Source organism: Rathayibacter sp. AY1C7, from assembly GCF_002931865.1.
Taxonomy (GTDB): Bacteria; Actinomycetota; Actinomycetes; order Actinomycetales; family Microbacteriaceae; genus Rathayibacter.
In genome coordinates this window covers 21944-40719 of the sequence record NZ_PSWB01000024.1, presented here as the reverse complement: position 1 = coordinate 40719, position 18776 = coordinate 21944, and the positions used below count along the sequence as shown (strand labels likewise).

Sequence of the window (18776 nt, the reverse complement as noted above, 5' to 3'; positions counted from 1 at the left end):
CGAAGGAGCATTCATGAAGCAGCGCACTCTCGGCGACCTCCAGGTCGGCGCGATCGGACTCGGCGGCATGCCGATGTCGATCGAGGGCCGCCCGGACCGCGAGCGCTCGATCGCCACGATCCACGCCGCCCTCGACGCCGGCGTGACCCTGATCGACACGGCCGACGCCTACCACCTCGCCACCCAGGACGACCTCGGCCACAACGAGCTGCTGATCGCGGAGGCGCTGCGCAGCTACGGCGGCGACACCTCCGCCGTGCTCGTCGCCACCAAGGGCGGCCACCTGCGCCGCGAGCCCGGCCCCTGGGATCAGGACGGCCGCCCCGAGTACCTCAAGGAGGCGGCTCGCGCGTCCGCGAAGCGCCTCGGCGTCGACGCGATCGGCCTCTACCAGTACCACCGGCCCGACCCGGCGGTCCCCTACGCCGACTCGATCGGAGCGCTGGCCGAGCTGCTCGACGAGGGCGTCGTCCTCCGCGCGGGCATCTCGAACGCCGACCCGGACCAGATCCGCGAGGCGCACGGCATCCTCGGCGAGCGCCTGGTCGCGGTGCAGAACCAGTTCTCGCCGTCGTTCCGCTCCAGCGAGCCGGAACTCGAGCTCTGCGCCGAGCTCGGACTGGCGTTCCTGCCGTGGAGCCCGCTCGGCGGCATCTCCTCGGCGGGCGAGCTCGGCTCGCGCTACTCCGCGTTCGCGGCGGTCGCCGAGGCCCGCGGCGTGACGCCGCAGGTCGTCTGCCTCGCCTGGGAGCTGGCGAAGGCCCCGGTCGTGCTGCCGATCCCGGGCGCCTCCCGCCCCGAGAGCATCCGCCACTCCGCCACGGCGGCCGACCTGGAGCTCACGCCCGAGGAGCTGGCCTCGCTCGACTGAGCCCGTTCATCACGGAGGAGGGATCCGGTCGAGGCACCGGTCCGACGCGGATCGCGGGATCTCGGCGCTGATCCCTCCTCCGTTGCGAGCGCGATCCGACTCAGACCGCGTCCTGCAGCGGCTGCGGGAGGGCCGAGACGAACGCGCGGGCCGCGGCGCTCGGCCGTTCCGGCACCGCCACCATCGTCCGCCACACCAGGAGCGGATCGGCGAGCGCCACCGCCCGCAGCCCGGCCGGGCGCTTCTCGGCGAAGTGCGCCGGCACGACCGCGATCCCCATGCCGTACTCGACCAGGTCGAGCAGCGTGTGCACGTCGTTCACCTCGAGCTCGACCTCGAACGCGAGGCCGTGCGCCGCGAACGCCCGCGCCGCGAGGTGACTCGCCGCCCAGTGCTCCTGCAGCCCCACGATCGTCTCGCCCGCCAGGTCCGGGACGCGGCAGCCGACGCGGCTCGCGAGCGGGTGACCCGGGCGCACGAGCACCGCGAAGCCCTCGCTCGCCAGCGGCATCGTCCGCACGCCGCCCGGCACGGCTCCGATGTCGGCGACCAGCGCCAGGTCGAGGCGGCCGGCGGCGACGGAGTCGAGCAGCGTGCCGGACCCCTCGTGGATCAGCCGGAGCGCGACTCCCGGGTGCTGCTCGCGGAAGGTCGCGAGCTCGCGCGGCAGGTGCACGCCGCCGAGGCACTCCTCCGTGCCGACGGCGAGGCTCCCGCGGAGCACCCCCTGCACGGCGAGAACCGCGTCGCGGGCGGCGAGCGCGCTGGCGACCGAGCGCTCCGACTCCGCGAGCATCGCCCGGCCGACCGGCGTCAGCTCGACCCGGCGCGTGCTGCGGGTGAAGAGGGGGCTGCCCAGCTCGCTCTCGAGCGCGCGGATCGACGCCGAGAGGCCCGACTGCGAGATCTGCAGGGCGCTCGCGGCGCGGGTGAAGTGCTGCTCCTTCGCGACGGCGAGGAAGTGTTCGAGCTGACGCAGTTCCATGGGTCCATCCTCGTCGCGCGGGCGGAGGAGCGGGGACCGGACCAGACACTCTCCAGCGGCCGCTCGGCCTGCCTGTGCGGAGCCGGCCGTCGGGTACGGCGGCCGCCGTCGCGAGAGCCGGCCCGGCTCAGGCGTCGGCGGACGAGATCGCGAGGACGATCGCCGTCAGCGTCGCCCGCAGGCGCTCGAGCGACTCGGGCTCCGACTCGTCCTCGAGGATCGACTGCTTGACCGCGTCGTCGTAGCCCGCCACCAGCAGGCGCACGGCCGTCGTCGGCTCGAGGGAGAAGTCGCGGCGCACCTGGCGCAGCGCCCCGTGCACGATCTGCACGAGCGAGGCGTCGAAGCCGGCGCGGAAGTCGCGGTACTGCGGAGCGATCCGCGGGTCGCGCAGCGCGAGCAGCTCGAACTCCGACTCGACCACGCACCAGCGGCGGTTGTCGGTGGCAGGACCCTGGAGGAAGTCGAGGATGACCACGGCCAGCGTCTCGGCCGTCAGCGGCTCGTCGGCCGAGACGACGCGCGGGATCGTGCGGTCCATCTGCTCGACGAGGGCGGTCACCCGGGCGCCGTTCTCCCGCTCCATGAGCGCGAAGAACAGCTCCTCCTTGCTGGAGAAGTTGGAGTAGAAGGCGCCGCGCGAGAACCCGGCGCGCTCGCAGATCTGCTCGACGGACGCGCTGTGCACGCCGGTCTCGGCGAAGACGTCGTAGGCCGCGTCGAGCAGGCGCTCGCGGGTGCGGCCGCGGCGGGAGGTCTCGGGAGGGGTGGAGTCGATCGCCGTCATCACCAGCCTCCTGCCCGCCCTGTCAACACCTTCGACGCCGTTCACCTTATCCGATACATTCACGTATCGAATACGGTCCTGTATCGGATACGCTCGTGTATCGGAGCCCGGCTCCGCCCTGGTACAGAGACGTATCGCCACCCTCCCCACCCATCGTCAGGAGACCGCGTGTCGTCGCTGCTCTACCGTCTCGGTCGTCGCGTGTACCGCGCCCACCGCCTCGTCGCCGTCCTGTGGCTGCTGATCGTGGTGGCGGGCGGAGGAGGAGCGCTGCTGCTCAACCAGGGCACCGACAACACGTTCTCCATCCCGGGCACGCAGTCGCAGACCGCCCTCGACCAGCTCGAGCGCACCTTCCCCCAGGTCAGCGGCACGTCCGCGCGGTACGTGGTCGTCGCGCCCGACGGGGGCAGCGTCCAGGACGCCGACGTGAAGGGCCCCGTCAGCGACGCGGTCGCCGCGCTCGGCGACGTCGACGAGGTCGCGGCCGTCACGGACCCCTACTCCGACAGCGTGTCCGGCACGATCTCCGACGCCGGGAACGCCCTCGTCATCACCGCCCAGATGGACGGCTCCGCCACCACCACGAGCCCCGAGAGCCGCGACGCGCTGAAGGCCGAGGCGACGACCCTCCAGGACGCGCTGCCCGCCGGCTCCGTGGTCTCGCTCGGCGGCGACCTCTTCGCCCAGAACCTCCCCGGCGTGACCATCACGGAGGCGATCGGCCTCGTGGTCGCCCTCGTCGTCCTCGTGCTCACCTTCGGCTCGTTCCTGGCCGCCGGCATGCCGCTGGTCACCGCACTGCTCGGCGTCGCCCTCTCGATGTCGGCCATCTTCATCGCCACCCGCTTCGCCTCGATCTCCTCGACCACGCCGCTCCTGGCGCTGATGCTGGGCCTGGCGGTCGGCATCGACTACGCCCTCTTCATCATCAGCCGCCACCAGGACCAGCTGAAGCAGGGCATGGACCCGGAGGAGTCGACCGCGCGGGCGACCGCGACCGCGGGCTCCGCCGTCGTCTTCGCGGGCCTGACCGTGATCATCGCGCTCGTCGGCCTCTCGGTCGCGGGCATCCCGTTCCTCACCACGATGGGCGTCGCGGCGGCGGGCGGAGTCGCGATCGCCGTGGTCATCGCGCTCACCCTGACCCCCGCCCTCCTCGGCTTCGCCGGCGCGCGGCTGCGCCCCAAGGAGCGCCGGGCCAAGAGGAAGGCCGCGAAGGCCGCCGCCGCCGCGGGCACCCACGTCGACACCGAGGCGCACGAGGAGGCGGCGACCGCCTCCCCCGGCGGCCACGTGCACGCCGAGGTCCCGCGCGGGTTCTTCCGCGGCTGGGTCCGGGTCGTCACGCGCTTCCCGATCGTGACGATCATCGCGGTGATCGGCGTGCTCGGCGTCGCGAGCATCCCGGCGCTCAGCCTCCGCCTCGCCCTGCCGGACGCCGGCTACCAGGCCGAGGGCACTCCCGCGCGCACCACCTACGACCTGCTCGCCGAGAACTTCGGCGCCGGCTACAACGGCCCGCTCATCGTCACCGGCACGATCATCGGCTCGACCGATCCGCTCGGCCTGATGGACGACCTCAAGGGCGAGATCGAGAAGCTCGACGGAGTCGCCTCGGTGCCGCTCGCGACGCCCAACGAGACCGCCGACACCGGCATCATCCAGGTGATCCCCGAGGGCGGCCCCGACTCCGAGGCCACCAAGGCGCTGGTCGCCGAGATCCGCGACAAGCACGACTACTTCCAGCAGGAGTACGGCGTCGACCTCGCAGTGACCGGCCAGACCGCGGTCGGGATCGACATCTCGGACACTCTCGCCAAGGCCCTGCTGCCGTTCGGCCTGCTCGTCGTGGGCCTGTCGCTGGTGCTGCTGACGATGGTGTTCCGCTCGCTCTGGGTGCCGATCAAGGCGACGCTGGGCTACCTGCTGTCGGTCGGTGCGTCCTTCGGCGCCGTGGCGGCGGTGTTCGAGTGGGGATGGTTCTCGGACGCTCTGCACGTCGACAAGACGGGCCCGATCATCAGCTTCATGCCGATCATCCTGATGGGCGTGCTCTTCGGCCTCGCGATGGACTACGAGGTGTTCCTGGTCTCGCGGATGCGCGAGGACTACGTGCACGGGAGGCCGGCGCGCGCCGCCGTCGAGTCGGGCTTCGTCGGCTCGGCCAAGGTGGTCACGGCCGCCGCGGTCATCATGTTCTCGGTCTTCGCCGCCTTCGTGCCGGAGGGGGCCACCAACATCAAGCCGATCGCGCTCGGGCTCGCCGTGGGCGTCTTCGTCGACGCGTTCATCGTGCGGATGACGCTGGTGCCCGCCGTGCTGCACCTGCTCGGCGACCGCGCCTGGCACATGCCGCGCTGGCTCGACCGCGTCCTGCCGTCCTTCGACGTCGAGGGCGAGGGCCTCACGAAGGAGCTCGCGCTGGCCGACTGGCCGGAGCCCGGATCCACGGACGTGATAGCGGCCGAGGACCTCCGCCTCGACGGACCCGACGGTCCCGTCTACAGCGGCGTCTCGCTGCGGGTCGCGCCCGGCTCCTCCCTCGTGGTCCACGGGCCGCACCGCTCCGGCCGCACCGCGCTGCTGCTGAGCATCGCCGGCCGGCTCGCCCCCGACTCCGGGCGCCTGAAGGTCGCGGGCCTGGTCGTGCCGATCCGCTCCGCCGCCGTGCGCGGCCGGGTCGGGCTGGTGCGCCTCGCCGGAGCCGCCGACCCCGTCGCCGACGTCCGGTCGGCCCTGGAGTCGGCTCCGCCGATCCTGGTGCTCGACGACCTCGACACGGTCACCGACCCGCAGCTGCGCGGCGCGATCCGGGCCGAGCTCGACGCCGCCCGCGCCGCCGACGACGCGTTCACCGTGGTCGCCTCCTCCGTCGACGCCGAGGGGCTCGACGACCTCCTCCCCTCCGACCGCGGCGTGCTCGCGGTCTCGCCCGCGGCCGAGCGCCGCGCGATCGCAAAGGTCCTCTGACAGATGGCTCTCCTCTCCCTCGAACGCCCCCGCGGCGTCAAGAAGGTGTCCTGGCTGACCCTTCTCGGGATCGTCCTGGTCCCCCTCGTCATCGGCGGCCTCCTGGTGTGGGCGCTGTGGAACCCGACCGAGCGACTCGACACGATCACGGCCGCCGTGGTCAACGAGGACACCCCGGTCGAGATCAACGGGCAGACCGTGCCGCTCGGGCGCCAGCTCGCGGCCGGCCTGGTGACGGGCGGCACCGACTCCGCGAGCTCGGACGCCCCCTCCTCCACCCCCTCGGCGAGCGCGACGCCGTCCGCGAGCACGACCCCGGTGCCCAACGTCTCCGGCTCGGACTCGACGGGCAACTTCACCTGGGTCCTCACGGACAAGGACGACGCCGCGAAGGGCCTCGCCGACGGCAGCTACGCGACCGTCGTGACGATCCCCTCCTCCTTCTCCGCCGCCGCCACCTCGTACTCGGGCGACGCCGCGGAGGCGACGAAGGCGACCATCGACATCGCCACCAGCGAGAAGGCCAAACTCGTCGACGACGCCATCTCGGCCACCGTGACCAGCACCGCCACCTCGCTGCTCAACACGCAGCTGACCACGGCCTACCTCGAGAACGTCTACGTCGGCTTCAACACCCTCAACGAGCAGATCGGCCAGGCGGCCGAGGGCGCGGGCACGCTCGCCGACGGCGCCGACCAGCTCGGCACCGGCGCCTCCACCCTCGCCGACGGCACCAGCAGCCTCGCCGACGGGATCGACGAGCTCGCCACCGGCGCCTCCTCGCTCTCGGACGGCGTCGGGCAGATCGGCACCGGAGCCTCGTCCCTCGCCGACGGCGTGGGGCAGCTGGGCACCGGAGCCTCCGACCTCTCCGGCGGAGTCGCGCAGCTGGCCACCGGTGCGCGCGGCCTCTCCGGCGGAGTGGGACAGCTCGCGACGGGCGCCCGCGACTCGGCGACCAAGACGACCGCGCTGCAGGGCGGCGCCTCCGACCTGGCCGACGGGCTCGACCAGCTGAGGGAGGGAGTGGTGAGGACCGGCGACGGGACCCAGCAGGTCGCCGCCCTCAGCGCCGGCGCCGCCGCCGCCACTGCGGGGACCTTCGAGGCGCTCAGCGCCGCGCTCGAGGGCTGCGAGACGACGCAGTGCCTCGCCGCGCGCGCCGTCATCGCCTCGGCGGACGGACCCACCGGCGCGACCACCCTCGCCACGACGACCGCGGGAGCCGTCGCCGGGATCGACGCGGGCATCCGCCTCGGCGGCGACGGGCAGCCCTCGCTGATCGACGCGGTCGGGCAGTCCGCCACCGGCGCGCGCACTCTCTCGGGGGGCATCGGACAGCTGTCCGGCGGCCTGACGCAGCTCGCCGACGGCGCGGACGACGCCGCGGGTGGAGCGTCCCAGCTCGCCGACGGCCTCGACACCACGGCGGCCGGGTCGGCGCAGCTCGCGACCGGCGCCACCACCGCCGCGGCCGGCGCCCGCGACCTCGCGACCGGCGCGACCACGGCCGCGGGCGGTGCCGCCGACCTCGCCACGGGAGCCTCCTCCGCCGCCGACGGAGCCGACCAGCTCGCCGACGGCGCGAGCGGGGTCTCGGACGGCGCCGTGCAGCTCGCCGACGGCACCCGCACGCTCGCGACCGGCCTCGACGCCGCGGTCGCGCAGCTCCCGACCTACACCGAGTCGGAGTCGACGAACCTCGCCGACGTCGTCTCGGACCCGGTCGAGAACGCGAGCAGCGCGACCGACCTGTTCGGAGCCTCCAGCGTCCCGTTCTTCGCGACGATCGCCCTCTGGCTCGGCGCCCTCGCGACGTTCCTGGTGCTCGCCGCGTTCTCGCACCGCGCGCTCTCCTCGACCCGATCCTCCGCGGCGCTCGCCCTCTCCTCCTACGTGCCGGCGCTCGTGATCGGCGTGGTGCAGGGACTCGCGGTCGCGATCGTGATGAGCGGGGTCGCGGGCCTGGAGCCGGGCCGCTGGGTCGGCTTCGCCCTCCTGGCGATGCTCACCGGCGCCTCGTTCGCCGCGGTGAACCAGGGGCTGGTCGCCCTGCTCGGAGGGATCGGCCGCTTCCTCGCGATGGTCGCGGCGGTGATCGCGCTCGGCGCGGGCATCATCTCGACGGTCCCCGGGCTGTTCGACGACGTGCTCGGGTTCCTGCCGCTCTCGGCGGCGCAGAACGCGCTGTCCGGAGTGGTCGAGGGCACCGACGGCACGGCCGGCGCCGTCGTCGGCCTGGTGATCTGGCTGCTGTTCGGGCTGCTGCTCACCGTCGCCGCGATCGCCCGCCGCCGGGTCGTCTCGGTCCGCGCCCTGCACCGCACCGCGGAGGCGTAGGCCGCGCCTCGCGCCACTCCTCCCCCGAACCGGGGACGGGTGGCGCGAGGATCGCGCCACCGACGCGCCTCTCCGGGCGACCGGTCCCGGCCGGGGCTAGCCTGACGCGATGGAGTCGGAACCGATGGCGATCCGGACGCGACGGGTGTACGGCCCGTCGGTCCTGCGACGCCTCCGCGCCCTCCTCCTGCGGATCCTCGGCGCCGGCCTCGCGGCCGTGCTCATCCCGTTCGCCGTCCTCGCGGACCGCCGCGGCGTCCTCGACGAGTCGGTGCTCGCGCTCGGGCTCCTCGCCCTCACCGTCGTCAACGGACTGGCCTCGGCGGTCTCGCTCTTCGTCGTCTCCCCCACCCGCGTGATGACGACCGAGACGCAGGTCGTGCTGATGCGCGGCCGCCGCCGCCGCGAGCAGTGGCCCCGCCGGTCGGTCCGCTTCCTCGAGTCCGCCGACGGCGACGGCTTCGTCGCCTGGTGCCGCGGAGACGGAGTCGAGGTCCGCTGCGGCCACTTCCGCCCGGAGGACCTCGCCGCCCTGCTCGCCGACCTCGGCGCCGCCGCCCGCGTCCGCGACGCCCTGCCGCCCGCTCTGGCCGGGCCCGCCTCGGCCGTCCGCTTCCGGCCGCACCGCGCTCCGCTCCAGCGCCGGGCGGTCGCCCTGGTCGTCGTCGCCACGGAGGCGTTCGCCGCCGGCGTCCTGGCCGTCGCCCTCGCGGGATCCCCGTCGGGCGACCGCGCGCAGATCGCGCTGGGGGCGGTCGTCGTGGCGCTCTCCCTCCCGCTCGGGCTGGTCGCCGCGCGGCTGGCGCTGCGGCCCGGGCTGCCGGGCTCGATCGTGGTGTCGGAGTCGGCCATCCAGATCGACGGGCTGATCTTCCCGCTCGAGGCCCTGCGCTCGGTCGTCGCCTCGAGCCCGACGGGGAGCCATAGCCTCCGCCTGACCCTCACCGAGACGAACGGCCGCGTCACGGAGATCCCCCTCGGGCTGCGGGTGCCGACGCTGCGGCGCGACCAGCTCTTCCCCGACTACCCGCTGCTGCTCGGCGTGCTGCGCGAGCGCACGGCGGGGCTGCTGCGGATCGAGGGCTGAGGCTCAGTCCTCGGCGCCGTCGGCGATGCGCTGGTGGTGGTGGATGACCTCGGCGACGATGAACCCGAGGAACTTCTCGGCGAACGCCGGGTCGAGGTGCGACTCCTCGGCGAGCGCCCGCAGCCGCGCGATCTGGCGGGCCTCGCGCTCGAGGTCCGCGGCGGGCAGCCCGTGCGCGGCCTTCAGCCGGCCGACCTTCTGCGTGAACTTGAAGCGCTCGGCGAGCAGGTGGATCAGCGCCGCGTCGATGTTGTCGATGCTCTGACGGATCTGCACGAGCTCGGCCCGCGCCAGGGACTCCTCGTGCGACGGCTCCTCGTGCGACAGCTCCTCGGTCATGCCCCGACCCTAACGGACCGCCCCCGGACACGACGACGGCCCCTGCCCGGAGTCCGGGAGGGGCCGTCGAGACGGCCCGGTCAGTCGACCAGGTTGATCTGCACGGGGATGTTGCCGCGGGTGGCGTTGGAGTACGGGCAGAGCTGGTGCGCCGCGTCGGCGACCTTCTGCGCGTCCTCGGAGCTCGCCTTCGGCACGTAGACGTCGAGCTCGACCGAGAGGCCGAAGCCGTCGGAGTCGTTCTTCCCGATCGAGACGCTGGCGGAGACGGCCGCGTCGGTCGTGTCGATCTTCAGCTGGCGACCGGCTCCGTGCAGGGCGCTGAGGAAGCAGGCGGAGTAGCCGGCCGCGAACAGCTGCTCGGGGTTGGTCCCCTCGCCGGAGCCGCCGAGCTCCTGCGGGGCGCGGGTGTCGAGGTCGAGACGGTCGTCCTCGGTGCGGACGTGGCCGTCGCGTCCTCCACCGGAGGCGTGGGCGATGGCGGTGTAGAGAGCATCCATCCCCCCATCCCACCACTCGGCCGCCGTGAGTCGGGTGAACGCGGGATGCACGTCCGTGCGTTCTCCCGGGAATCCCCCTCGGGAACGCTCCGGGGAGCGTCAAGCCCCTCCCCCTCGGCGCCCTCCGGGTGTGCGGTGGAGGGACACCGACCCCGACCGGCGCGAGCCGGAGAACGGACACGAGCATGCGAGCACTCACCTGGCAGGGCATCAAGAAGGTCTCGGTCGAGACCGTCCCCGACCCCCGCATCCAGCAGCCGACCGACGCGATCGTCCGGATCACCTCGACCGCGATCTGCGGCTCCGACCTGCACCTCTACCGCCTACTCGGGCCCTACATCGACCGCGGGGACGTGCTCGGCCACGAGCCGATGGGCGTCGTCGAGGAGGTGGGCTCCGGAGTCACCACCCTGAAGCCCGGCGACCGCGTCGTCGTGCCCTTCACCATCGCCTGCGGCGAGTGCTTCATGTGCCGCAGAGGGCTGCAGTCGCAGTGCGAGACGACGCAGGTCACCGAGTACGGCTCGGGAGCGGCGCTCTTCGGCTACACGAAGATGTACGGCCAGGTCCCCGGCGGGCAGGCCGAGCTGCTCCGCGTGCCGCTGGCCGACTACAACACGATCGTCGTCGGCACGGACCTGCCGGACGAGCGCTACCTCTTCCTCAGCGACATCGTGCCCACCGCGTGGCAGGGCGTGGAGTACGCGCAGGTGCCCGACGGCGGGACCCTGGTCGTCTTCGGACTCGGCCCTGTCGGTCAGTTCGCGGCGCGGATCGGCGCCCACCGCGGCTACCGCGTCCTCGCCGTGGAGCCCGTCGCCGAGCGGCGCGCGATGGCCGAGCGGTACGGCGTGGAGACGTTCGACCTGTCCGACGACATCGCCGCGCAGCTGCGCGACCTCACGGACGGGCGCGGCCCCGACTCCGTCGTCGACGCGGTCGGCATGGAGGCGCACGGCTCGCCTGTCGGCTCGTTCGCGCAGTCGATGGCGGGGCTCCTGCCCGACCCGATCGCCCGCAAGGCGATGGACACGGTCGGCGTCGACCGCCTCGCCGCGGTGCACGCCTCCCTCGACCTGGTGCGCCGCGGCGGCACCGTGTCGCTGAGCGGGGTCTACGGCGGAGAGGCCGACCCGATGCCGCTGAAGTCGATGTTCGACAAGCAGGTGACGGTGCGGATGGGCCAGTGCAACGTGAAGCGCTGGATCGACGACCTGCTGCCGCTGGTGGAGGACTCCTCCGATCCGCTCGGCGTGATGGACCTCGTGACCCACCGGGCGCCGCTCGAGGACGCTCCGGCCCTCTACGAGACCTTCCAGAAGAAGGAGGACGGCTGCATCAAGGTCGTCCTGCACCCCTAGCCGGGGAACAGCGAAGGCGGCGCCCCCCGAGGGGAGCGCCGCCTTCGCGGTACTGCCGAGACCTACTTGAAGACGTCCTTGACGTCCTCGCCGGCCTTCTTGGCCGAGGCCGCGGCCTGGTCCTTCTGGCCTTCGGCCTTCAGGCTGTCGTCGTTCTTGTGGTCGCCCAGGGCTTCCTTCGCCTTGCCGGCGATGTCCTGAGCGGCGTTCTTGATCTTGTCATCGAGCCCCATGGTGGTGCCTCCTTCGCTGATCGTTGGCACGACCGTAGGACCGGGAACTGCCCGCTTCCTGGGAGCGGGAAGGGGCTTGCCCGGGCGCCCGCTGGACTGCGATGATTCGCGCCCTCGACCGGTGCCGGCCGGTCGAGGGCGCGGGATCAGGTCGCCGGGGTGGCGGACTCGGACGGAGCGGACTGCGAGGGCGCGTTCGTGGGCGTCTGCGACGATCCGTCGTCGGCGCTGGTGGGCACCGCGCTCCCCGACTGGTAGGGCGTCTGGGCGTCGCCGGTGCAGCCGGCCAGCAGGCCGATCGTCAGAGCGGAGGCGCCGAGCGCCCCGAGGACCCGTGCGGCGCTCACTTGCCCGTCACCGCGTCCTTGACGGCCCCCACTGCCTTCTCGACGATGTTCGGCTTCGGGTCGGTGCCGTAGAGGCGCTCGTCCGGCTGCGTGGGCGGGGGCATCGGGACGTTGCCGCCGGGCTCCGCGACGCGGTAGCTGAACTCTCCCTTGCCGTCCGGGGTCGGGCCCGAGGCCCAGCTGCCCTCGGAGGCCGCTGCTCCGTCCGAGAAGTTGATGTACTCGTGCGACACGGAGCGCTCCTCCTTCGAGATCGGGAAGTTCGAGGGCACGGGCAGGTCCTCCCGGCCCTCCGCGCGCAGCTCGGCGGCCGCCGCGATCCACTGGTTCTGGTGCATGGTGTCGCGGGCCAGGAGGAACGACAGGAGGTCGCGCACGCCGTGGTCGTCGGTCATGTGGTAGAGCCGGGCGACCTGGAGCCGGCCCTGCATCTCCGCGTTCGCGTTGGCGGTGAAGTCGGCCAGCAGGTTGCCGCTGGCGGTGATGTAGGAGCCCTGCCACGGGTTGCCCATGCTGTCGACGGGGCGCGCGCCGGCGCCGGCCACGATGGCGTGCTGCACGTCGGAGCCGCCGATGACCGCCGCGAGCACGGGGTCCTTCTTCATCGCGTCCTCGGACTGCTCCACCGGAGCCTTCTCGAGCAGCTGGGCGATCATCACGGCGATCATCTCGACGTGGCCGAACTCCTCGGCGCCGATGCCGAAGAGCAGGTCCCGGTACTTGCCCGGGTCGTGGGCGTTCCAGGCCTGGAAGCCGTACTGCATCGCCACGGTGATCTCGCCGTACTGGCCGCCGAGCACCTCCTGGAAGCGGCGGGCGAAGACCGCGTCGGGCTTCGAGGGCGTGGACGTGAACTGGAGTTCCTGACGGTGGAAGAACATGACTGGTTGCCTTTCCGGGGTAGCCGGGCGGATCCGGGTGCGGACGTCCGATGTCTGTCCTCTCGACGGTAGGGAGCCCTGTTCGCGGGTCAGAAGGGGCTTGACGCGGCGGCGGAGCAGTCGATCCACGGACCCTCGGGACCCGCCCTCGTGGGCGCGGGATGGTAGCCCCATCGGCGGGTCAGCCGCTATGCCCTTCCCGGTACTCGAGGGCCCGAACAGACTGGCGACGCCGGCACGCATTCATTCCCCACTCGATCCTGGAAGGGACAGACGATGTCGAACATCGATTCCGCTTCACCTCCGTTCGGAGACGGCGCCGCGAACTTCGGCGCGACCGAGACCCCCATCGACAGCGGGGCGCACGTCGCCTCCACGGACACCTCCTCCGGCTCCTCCTCGGGCGGCACGGCCGACTCCGCGAAGGAGAAGGCGAGCGCCGCCGCGGGCACCGCCAAGGACCAGGCCGGCGCCGTCGCCGGCGACGCCAAGCAGGCCGCGAGCGAAGTGCTCTCGACCGGCAAGGACGAGGCCGCCAACGTGGTCCAGGAGGCCAAGGTCCAGGTCAAGGACCTCTACGACCAGAGCCGCACCCAGCTCACCGAGCAGGCCCACGCCCAGAAGGAGAACGCCGCCAAGGGCGCCCGCGCCTTCAGTGACGACCTGACCGCGCTGGCCAACGGCGAGGGCGGCAGCGACAACGCCGCCGCGAAGCTCGTCTCCCAGGCGGCCACCCGCGTGCAGGGTGTGGCCTCGTGGCTCGAGAACCGCGACCCGTCCGAGCTCCTCGACGACGTCCGCGCGTTCGCCCGCCGCCGCCCGGGTGCCTTCATCCTCATCGCCGCGGCGACGGGACTCGTCGGCGGGCGCCTCATCCGCGCCCTGACCGCCGAGGCGAAGGACGAGAAGGAGGCGACGAGCACCCGCACCGACGGGCCCGAGTTCGACGCCCCCGCCTCGACCACCGCGTACTCCGACGCCTCCGCATACGACGCGCCCGTCGCGTCCGCCTACGGCACCGTCGGCTCGAGCTCCCTCGAGCGCGACTACGCGCCGACCGAGCCCGTCGCCGACCCGCTCGACGGCGGCTTCCCGAACGGCGGCCGGCTGTGACCGACCCGACGGGCGTCCACCGCTCGACGGAGACGCCCGACCAGCGGGCCGGGTCGACGTCGCTGGGCGATCTGCTCGGCGAGGTCTCGCGCGACCTCTCCACGCTGATCCGCCAGGAGATGGCCCTCGCCAAGGCCGAGCTCAAGGAGTCCGCCGGCAAGGCGGGCAAGGGAGCGGGCCTCCTCGGCGGGGCGGGCTACGCCGCGCTGATGGCCGTGCTCTTCCTCTCGATCGCCCTCTGGTGGGGCCTGGGCACTCTGATCGGCAACGGCTGGTCCGGAGTGGTCGTGGCCGTCATCTGGGCGATCGTGGCCGCGATCCTCTACGCGGTGGGCCGCAAGAGCCTGAAGCAGGTCGACGGCGCTCCCGAGACGGTCGACTCCCTCAAGAAGATTCCCGACACCCTCAAGCCGAACGGGGCAGGACGATGACGTACGACGCAGGACAGAACAAGACACCCGAGGAGATCCGGGCGGACATCGAGCGCACGCGCCTCGAGCTGGGCGGGGACGTCGACGCGCTGGCCGAGAAGGTCAGCCCGTCCGCCATCGCGCAGCGTCAGACCGACAAGGTCAAGTCGGCCGTGGGCTCCGTCCGCGACCGGGTGATGGGCTCGGCGCACGACGCCTCCGACTCGCTCTCGAGCGGTGCGGGCTCGGCGAAGGCCAAGGCCGAGGGCAACCCGTTCGCCGTGGGGCTCATCGCCCTCGGCGCCGGACTCCTCGTCGCCTCGCTCATCCCCGCCTCCAGCAAGGAGAAGGAGGCGGCGAGCCGCGTCAAGGAGCAGGCCCAGCCGGTCGTCGACAAGGTGACCGACGCGGCCAAGGAGGCGGCGAGCGAGCTCCGCGAGCCCGCGCAGCAGGCCTTCGCCTCAGTCAAGGAGACCGCGACCGACGCCGCGCAGAACGTCAAGGAGGCGGGCACCTCCGCCACCGACGACGTGAAGGACTCGGCCCGCGAGGCCAAGCACGCCGTCCAGGAGGACGTGCAGCACTGATCCGTCGGCGCTGACAGGGCGGTGGGCCTCCGGGCCCGCCGCCCTTCGTCGTGCCGCCGGGAATACACCGCCGCCCGCGCTCCTTGCCCTCCGTATGCGATCGATCGTCTACTCCCGCACCGGTGACTCCTCCGTCCTCTCCCTCGTCGACCGGGAGGAGCGGGCGCCGGGCGCCGGCGAGGTCCGCGTCCGCGTCCTGGCGTCGGGCGTGAATCCGACCGACTGGAAGGCGCGCGCCGACGGCGACCTCGCGTTCGACGAGGTCGTGCCGAACCAGGACGGTGCCGGTGTCGTCGAGGCGGTCGGCGAGGGCGTCGAGGGCCTGGCCGTCGGCGACCGGGTCTGGATGTACCTCTCCGCGCACCGCCGCCCCACCGGCACCGCGCAGGAGTCGGCGGTGCTCGCCGCCGAGCACGTCGTGCGCCTGCCCGAGGGCGTCGGCACCGACGTCGCCGCGAGCCTCGGCGTCCCCGCGATGACCGCCCACCGCGCCCTCACCGTGCACGAGCACGGCCCCTCCCGCCTCGCGCCCGGCGCCCTCGCCGGTCGCACCGTCCTGGTCCAGGGTGGCGCCGGAGCCGTCGGGCACGCCGCGATCCAGCTCGCGGTCTGGGCCGGGGCGACCGTCATCGCGACGGTGAGCAGCGACCCCAAGGAGCGGCTCGCCCGTGCGGCCGGTGCACAGCACGTGCTGCAGTACCCGGACGACGCGCTCGCCGACCGGATCCGCGAGCTCGCCCCCGAGGGCGTCCAGCACGTGGTCGAGGTCGCCCCGGCTCAGAACGCCGCGCTCGACGTCGAGGTGCTCGCCAACCACGGCAGCATCGGGTACTACGCGAACAACAACGGCGACGAGTTCACCGTGCCGATCGTCGCGAGCTTCGCGAAGAACGCCCGCTGGCAGGGCCTGCTGCTCTACACCGTGGGCGAGGAGGCGCTGCAGGCCGCGGCCGAGGACATCACCGCGGCGCTCGTCGACGGCGCGCTCCCGGTGGGCGAGGAGGCGGGCCTCCCGCTGACCTGGTTCCCGCTCGAGGAGACCGCGGCCGCCCACGACGCGGTCGAGCAGGGCGCGACGGGCAAGGTGCTCATCCGCGTCGCCGACTGACCGGGAGGGCTCGCCTCCGATCGACGACCGGCCGGATCATCCCCGGAGCGGGGGCGAGCCCGGGACGGTCGAGCGGTCGGCCAGGCCGGCCACGAGCTCGGCGAGCGCCTCCTCGGCCGTGCGGGTCGGCGCCCAGCCGAGCTCGGCGCGGGCGCGCTCGGTCGACATCACCGGGACGTTGCCCGCGATGTCGAGCCAGCCCGCGTCGGTGCGCTGCAGGCGCAGGTGCCAGGTCGCGGTGACGACGGAGCGGAGCAGCCCGAACGGCACCGTGACCAGGCGGGCGCCGAAGGCGTGCGCCAGCCGCTCCGGAGTGAGGACCGGCTCGGCCGCGATGTTGAAGGCCCCGCCGGCGCGCCGGTCGAGCGCGCGCCAGAAGGCGTCGGCCACGTCGTCGGCGTGCACGCCCTGGAAGACGATGCTTCTCGGCAGCGGAAGGACCGGGATCCGGACCGCCTTCAGCCACCGCGTCGGGTAGTGGGGTCCGGCGAAGAGCCCGGCGATCTCGGTCGCCGCTCCGCGCTGGAAGACGAGCCCCGGGCGCAGGCGCGTGACGACGATCTCGGGGTGCCGCTCCTCGAAGGCGTCGAGCTGCCGCTCGTTCGCGGCCTTGTGGCGGCTGTAGGTCGAGGTGTGCAGGCCGCCCGTGGGCCAGTCCTCGGTCACCCGGATCGACTTCGGCGCCGCGCTGTAGGCGCCCACGGACGAGGCGACGGCGACCTGGCCGACTCCCGCGGCGGCGACCGCCTCGAGCACGGCCGCAGTGCCTCCGACGTCGACCAGCCGCTGGAACGGCTCGTCGTGGCTGGGCTGCAGCGCCCAGGCGAGGTGGACGACGGCGTCGACGCCGGCGAAGGCCTCGCGGAGCCGCCGCGGGGCGACGCTCGACGCGAGGTCGATCTCGACCCAGCGCACGTCGCGGTACTCCTCCGAGCGGAGCCGAGGGGCCCGGCGGGCGATGCCCACGATCTCCTCCACCCCGGCCTCGCCGTGCAGGCGCCGCAGCAGGGCCGTCCCCAGGTTGCCGGTCGCCCCGACGATCGCGATCCGCATGGCGTCATCCCTCCGGGAGCGGCGCACGCCGGCCCCCTCCTCCGAGGCTAGGCAGGGGTGCCGTCGCGGAGGAGCCGCTTGACAGCGGGGACGACGGGACGCTCGGCGGGGACCGCCGGCGGCCGGCGGGGTGAACGCTCCTCCCCAGGGCGGATGCGGCCTAGACCACGGCGGGAGCGGGCGCATCCCCCCGCGCGGCCGGCCGCCGATCCCTAGCCTGGGACGATGCTGCCGACACCGCCCCGCCGCGTCCTCCCCGTGCGACACGAGGTCGAGGGCGTCACGCTGCGGACGGTCGACACCGGTCCGGCCGGAGCGGGCGCGGTGTTCGTCCTGATCCACGGGATCGGGATGTCGCACCACACCTTCTCGCCGCTCGCCGCCCGCCTGAAGCGGCACGGCCGGGTGATCGGCGTCGACCTCGCCGGCTTCGGCGCGAACGCGCGCCCGCGGCGGAGGGTCGGCCTCGAGGACCACGCGCGGCAGGTCGAGCAGGTCCTCCGCGGACTGGGCGTCTCGCGCGCGGTCGTCGTCGGGCACTCGATGGGGTCGCAGGTGGCGGTCGAGCTGGGGCTGCGCGCGCCCGGCCTCGTCGACGGCGCGGTGCTCATCGGGCCGGTGGTGGATCCGCAGCGGCCCGGAGCGGTCCGCCAGGGGCTCGCGCTGCTGCGGGACTGCCTCGGCGAGCCGGTGGGCGTCGACGCGATCCTGCTGGCCGACTACCTGCGCGGCGGCCTGCGCTGGTACCTGCGCCAGCTGCCCGAGATGCTGCGGCATCCGGTGCAGGAGCGCGTCGCCCGGCTGGAGGTGCCGGTCCTCGTCGCCCGCGGCCGCGACGATCCGATCGCCACCCGTGACTGGTGCGAGCGGCTCACGGCCCACGCGCGCGAGGGGCAGCTCGTCGAGTTCGCCGGCTCGCGCCACGTCGTCCCCCGCACCGAGCCCGGAGCGCTCGCCCGCGAGATCCTCCGCTTCGCCGCTGCGCTCGGCGAGAGGCCCGCCTCCCCCCTGCCCCTCCGGTCGGAGCCGGCCGCATGAGCCGGCTCCGGCGCCTGGTCCGCGACGCCGTCTGGTGGATCCGCGACTACGCCTACGCCGTCGCCTGGCAGGTGCGCGGCGTCCTCTCGCGCCGTGCCCCGGACGACTACCTCGACGGCGACCGGCGGCCCGTCGTGGTCCTGCCGGGGATCTGGGAGACCTGGTCCTTCCTCCGCCCGATCATCGATCCGCTGCACGAGCGCGGGCACCCTCTCCACGTGCTGACGAGCCTCGGCCGCAACGGCCGCCCGGTCGCCCGGACGGCCGAGGACGTGGCCGCCTACCTCGCCGAGCACGGGCTCCGCGACGTGGTGATCGTCGCCCACAGCAAGGGCGGGCTGATCGGCAAGTACGTGATGACCGAGCTCGACCCGGACGGCCGGGTCGACCGGATGGTCGCCGTGGCGACTCCGTTCGGCGGCTCCCGCTACGCGCCCTACCTGGTCCTCCGGAGCCTGCGCGCCTTCTCTCCGCGCGACGCCACGACCCTGCTGCTGTCGAGCCGCTCCGGAGCGAACGCGCGGATCACGTCCGTGTTCGGCCTCTTCGACCCGCACATCCCGGAGGGCAGCATGCTCGAGGGCGCGGTCAACGTCCGGATCGAGACCGGCGGGCACTTCCGCATCCTGAGCGACCCCGAGACGCTCACCGCGGTCGCCACGGCGGTCTCGGCGGAGGAGCGCGCCGACGGAGAGGCGCCCTGACGACGGCGGAACCCCTGACGACTCCGTAGCAACCCGCGTCGCCGCGGCGGAACCCCCTG

19 protein-coding genes are annotated in these 18776 nt (G+C 73.5%); 11 read left to right on the top strand and 8 right to left on the bottom strand.

Features of this window, described 5'->3' with window-relative positions; genetic code table 11:
* Nucleotides 1–13: 13 nt before the first annotated feature.
* Nucleotides 14–871, top strand: a complete 858-nt coding sequence (locus tag C5C69_RS12980; RefSeq protein ID WP_104258058.1) for an aldo/keto reductase — start codon at nucleotides 14–16, stop codon at nucleotides 869–871.
* Between the two features lie 100 nt (nucleotides 872–971).
* On the opposite strand, the gene C5C69_RS12975 is transcribed toward C5C69_RS12980, so the two are convergent.
* Complete coding sequence (locus C5C69_RS12975) at nucleotides 972–1856, bottom strand: LysR family transcriptional regulator (RefSeq protein ID WP_104258057.1); 885 nt, start codon at nucleotides 1854–1856, stop codon at nucleotides 972–974.
* 127 nt (nucleotides 1857–1983) lie between these two features.
* Nucleotides 1984–2643 carry a TetR/AcrR family transcriptional regulator gene (locus tag C5C69_RS12970; RefSeq protein WP_104258056.1) on the bottom strand — a complete coding sequence of 220 codons (660 nt, stop codon included), beginning with the start codon at nucleotides 2641–2643 and terminating at the stop codon, nucleotides 1984–1986.
* A gap of 168 nt (nucleotides 2644–2811) precedes the next feature.
* Between C5C69_RS12970 and C5C69_RS12965 the strand changes: the two genes are divergently transcribed.
* From C5C69_RS12965 to C5C69_RS12955, 3 genes are all read left to right on the top strand, one after another.
* The gene (locus C5C69_RS12965) at nucleotides 2812–5616 is read left to right on the top strand and encodes an MMPL family transporter (RefSeq protein ID WP_104258055.1); all 2805 of its coding nucleotides are present in this window, start codon (nucleotides 2812–2814) and stop codon (nucleotides 5614–5616) included.
* Nucleotides 5617–5619: 3 nt separating this feature from the next.
* Entirely contained in the window at nucleotides 5620–7956 is a 2337-nt protein-coding gene (locus C5C69_RS12960; protein ID WP_104258054.1) for a YhgE/Pip domain-containing protein, read from the top strand.
* Between the two features lie 109 nt (nucleotides 7957–8065).
* Entirely contained in the window at nucleotides 8066–9043 is a 978-nt protein-coding gene (locus tag C5C69_RS12955; protein WP_146083630.1) for a hypothetical protein, read from the top strand.
* A 3-nt stretch (nucleotides 9044–9046) separates the two neighbouring features.
* Here the strand turns inward: C5C69_RS12955 and C5C69_RS12950 are convergent, their stop codons facing one another.
* Nucleotides 9047–9382 (bottom strand): chorismate mutase, encoded by a 336-nt coding sequence (locus C5C69_RS12950; RefSeq protein WP_104222760.1) that lies wholly within the window; start codon nucleotides 9380–9382, stop codon nucleotides 9047–9049.
* Nucleotides 9383–9462: 80 nt separating this feature from the next.
* Entirely contained in the window at nucleotides 9463–9882 is a 420-nt protein-coding gene (locus C5C69_RS12945; RefSeq protein WP_104222761.1) for an organic hydroperoxide resistance protein, read from the bottom strand.
* Nucleotides 9883–10067: 185 nt separating this feature from the next.
* Between C5C69_RS12945 and C5C69_RS12940 the strand changes: the two genes are divergently transcribed.
* The gene (locus tag C5C69_RS12940; RefSeq protein ID WP_104258052.1) at nucleotides 10068–11243 is read left to right on the top strand and encodes a zinc-dependent alcohol dehydrogenase; all 1176 of its coding nucleotides are present in this window, start codon (nucleotides 10068–10070) and stop codon (nucleotides 11241–11243) included.
* Nucleotides 11244–11305: 62 nt separating this feature from the next.
* Here C5C69_RS12940 and C5C69_RS12935 read toward each other — a convergent pair whose 3' ends face one another.
* From C5C69_RS12935 to C5C69_RS12925, 3 genes are all read right to left on the bottom strand, one after another.
* Nucleotides 11306–11476, bottom strand: a complete 171-nt coding sequence (locus tag C5C69_RS12935; RefSeq protein ID WP_104222763.1) for a CsbD family protein — start codon at nucleotides 11474–11476, stop codon at nucleotides 11306–11308.
* Nucleotides 11477–11622: 146 nt separating this feature from the next.
* Nucleotides 11623–11823, bottom strand: a complete 201-nt coding sequence (locus C5C69_RS12930; RefSeq protein WP_104222764.1) for a hypothetical protein — start codon at nucleotides 11821–11823, stop codon at nucleotides 11623–11625.
* The gene (locus C5C69_RS12925; RefSeq protein ID WP_104258051.1) at nucleotides 11820–12704 is read right to left on the bottom strand and encodes a manganese catalase family protein; all 885 of its coding nucleotides are present in this window, start codon (nucleotides 12702–12704) and stop codon (nucleotides 11820–11822) included. Before C5C69_RS12925 ends, C5C69_RS12930 begins: the two co-directional genes overlap by 4 nt.
* 276 nt (nucleotides 12705–12980) lie before the next feature.
* On the opposite strand from C5C69_RS12925, the gene C5C69_RS12920 reads away from it, so the two are divergent.
* The 4 genes from C5C69_RS12920 (at nucleotide 12981) to C5C69_RS12905 (ending at nucleotide 15922) form a co-directional block, all read left to right on the top strand.
* Nucleotides 12981–13817, top strand: coding sequence for a hypothetical protein (locus C5C69_RS12920; RefSeq protein ID WP_104258050.1), 837 nt, complete (start codon nucleotides 12981–12983; stop codon nucleotides 13815–13817).
* Nucleotides 13814–14248, top strand: coding sequence for a phage holin family protein (locus C5C69_RS12915; protein WP_104222767.1), 435 nt, complete (start codon nucleotides 13814–13816; stop codon nucleotides 14246–14248). Before C5C69_RS12920 ends, C5C69_RS12915 begins: the two co-directional genes overlap by 4 nt.
* The gene (locus C5C69_RS12910; protein WP_104222768.1) at nucleotides 14245–14814 is read left to right on the top strand and encodes a DUF3618 domain-containing protein; all 570 of its coding nucleotides are present in this window, start codon (nucleotides 14245–14247) and stop codon (nucleotides 14812–14814) included. Before C5C69_RS12915 ends, C5C69_RS12910 begins: the two co-directional genes overlap by 4 nt.
* A gap of 94 nt (nucleotides 14815–14908) precedes the next feature.
* Nucleotides 14909–15922, top strand: a complete 1014-nt coding sequence (locus tag C5C69_RS12905) for an NADPH:quinone reductase (protein ID WP_104258049.1) — start codon at nucleotides 14909–14911, stop codon at nucleotides 15920–15922.
* Between the two features lie 36 nt (nucleotides 15923–15958).
* Here C5C69_RS12905 and C5C69_RS12900 read toward each other — a convergent pair whose 3' ends face one another.
* Nucleotides 15959–16975, bottom strand: coding sequence for an NAD-dependent epimerase/dehydratase family protein (locus C5C69_RS12900; protein WP_104222770.1), 1017 nt, complete (start codon nucleotides 16973–16975; stop codon nucleotides 15959–15961).
* A 225-nt stretch (nucleotides 16976–17200) separates the two neighbouring features.
* Here C5C69_RS12900 and C5C69_RS12895 point away from each other — a divergent pair, with 225 nt between their 5' ends.
* Nucleotides 17201–18013: an alpha/beta fold hydrolase gene (locus C5C69_RS12895; RefSeq protein WP_104258048.1), complete on the top strand. Its 813-nt coding sequence runs from the start codon at nucleotides 17201–17203 to the stop codon at nucleotides 18011–18013.
* Nucleotides 18010–18717 carry a triacylglycerol lipase gene (locus tag C5C69_RS12890; RefSeq protein ID WP_104258047.1) on the top strand — a complete coding sequence of 236 codons (708 nt, stop codon included), beginning with the start codon at nucleotides 18010–18012 and terminating at the stop codon, nucleotides 18715–18717. Before C5C69_RS12895 ends, C5C69_RS12890 begins: the two co-directional genes overlap by 4 nt.
* Nucleotides 18718–18776 lie beyond the last annotated feature (59 nt).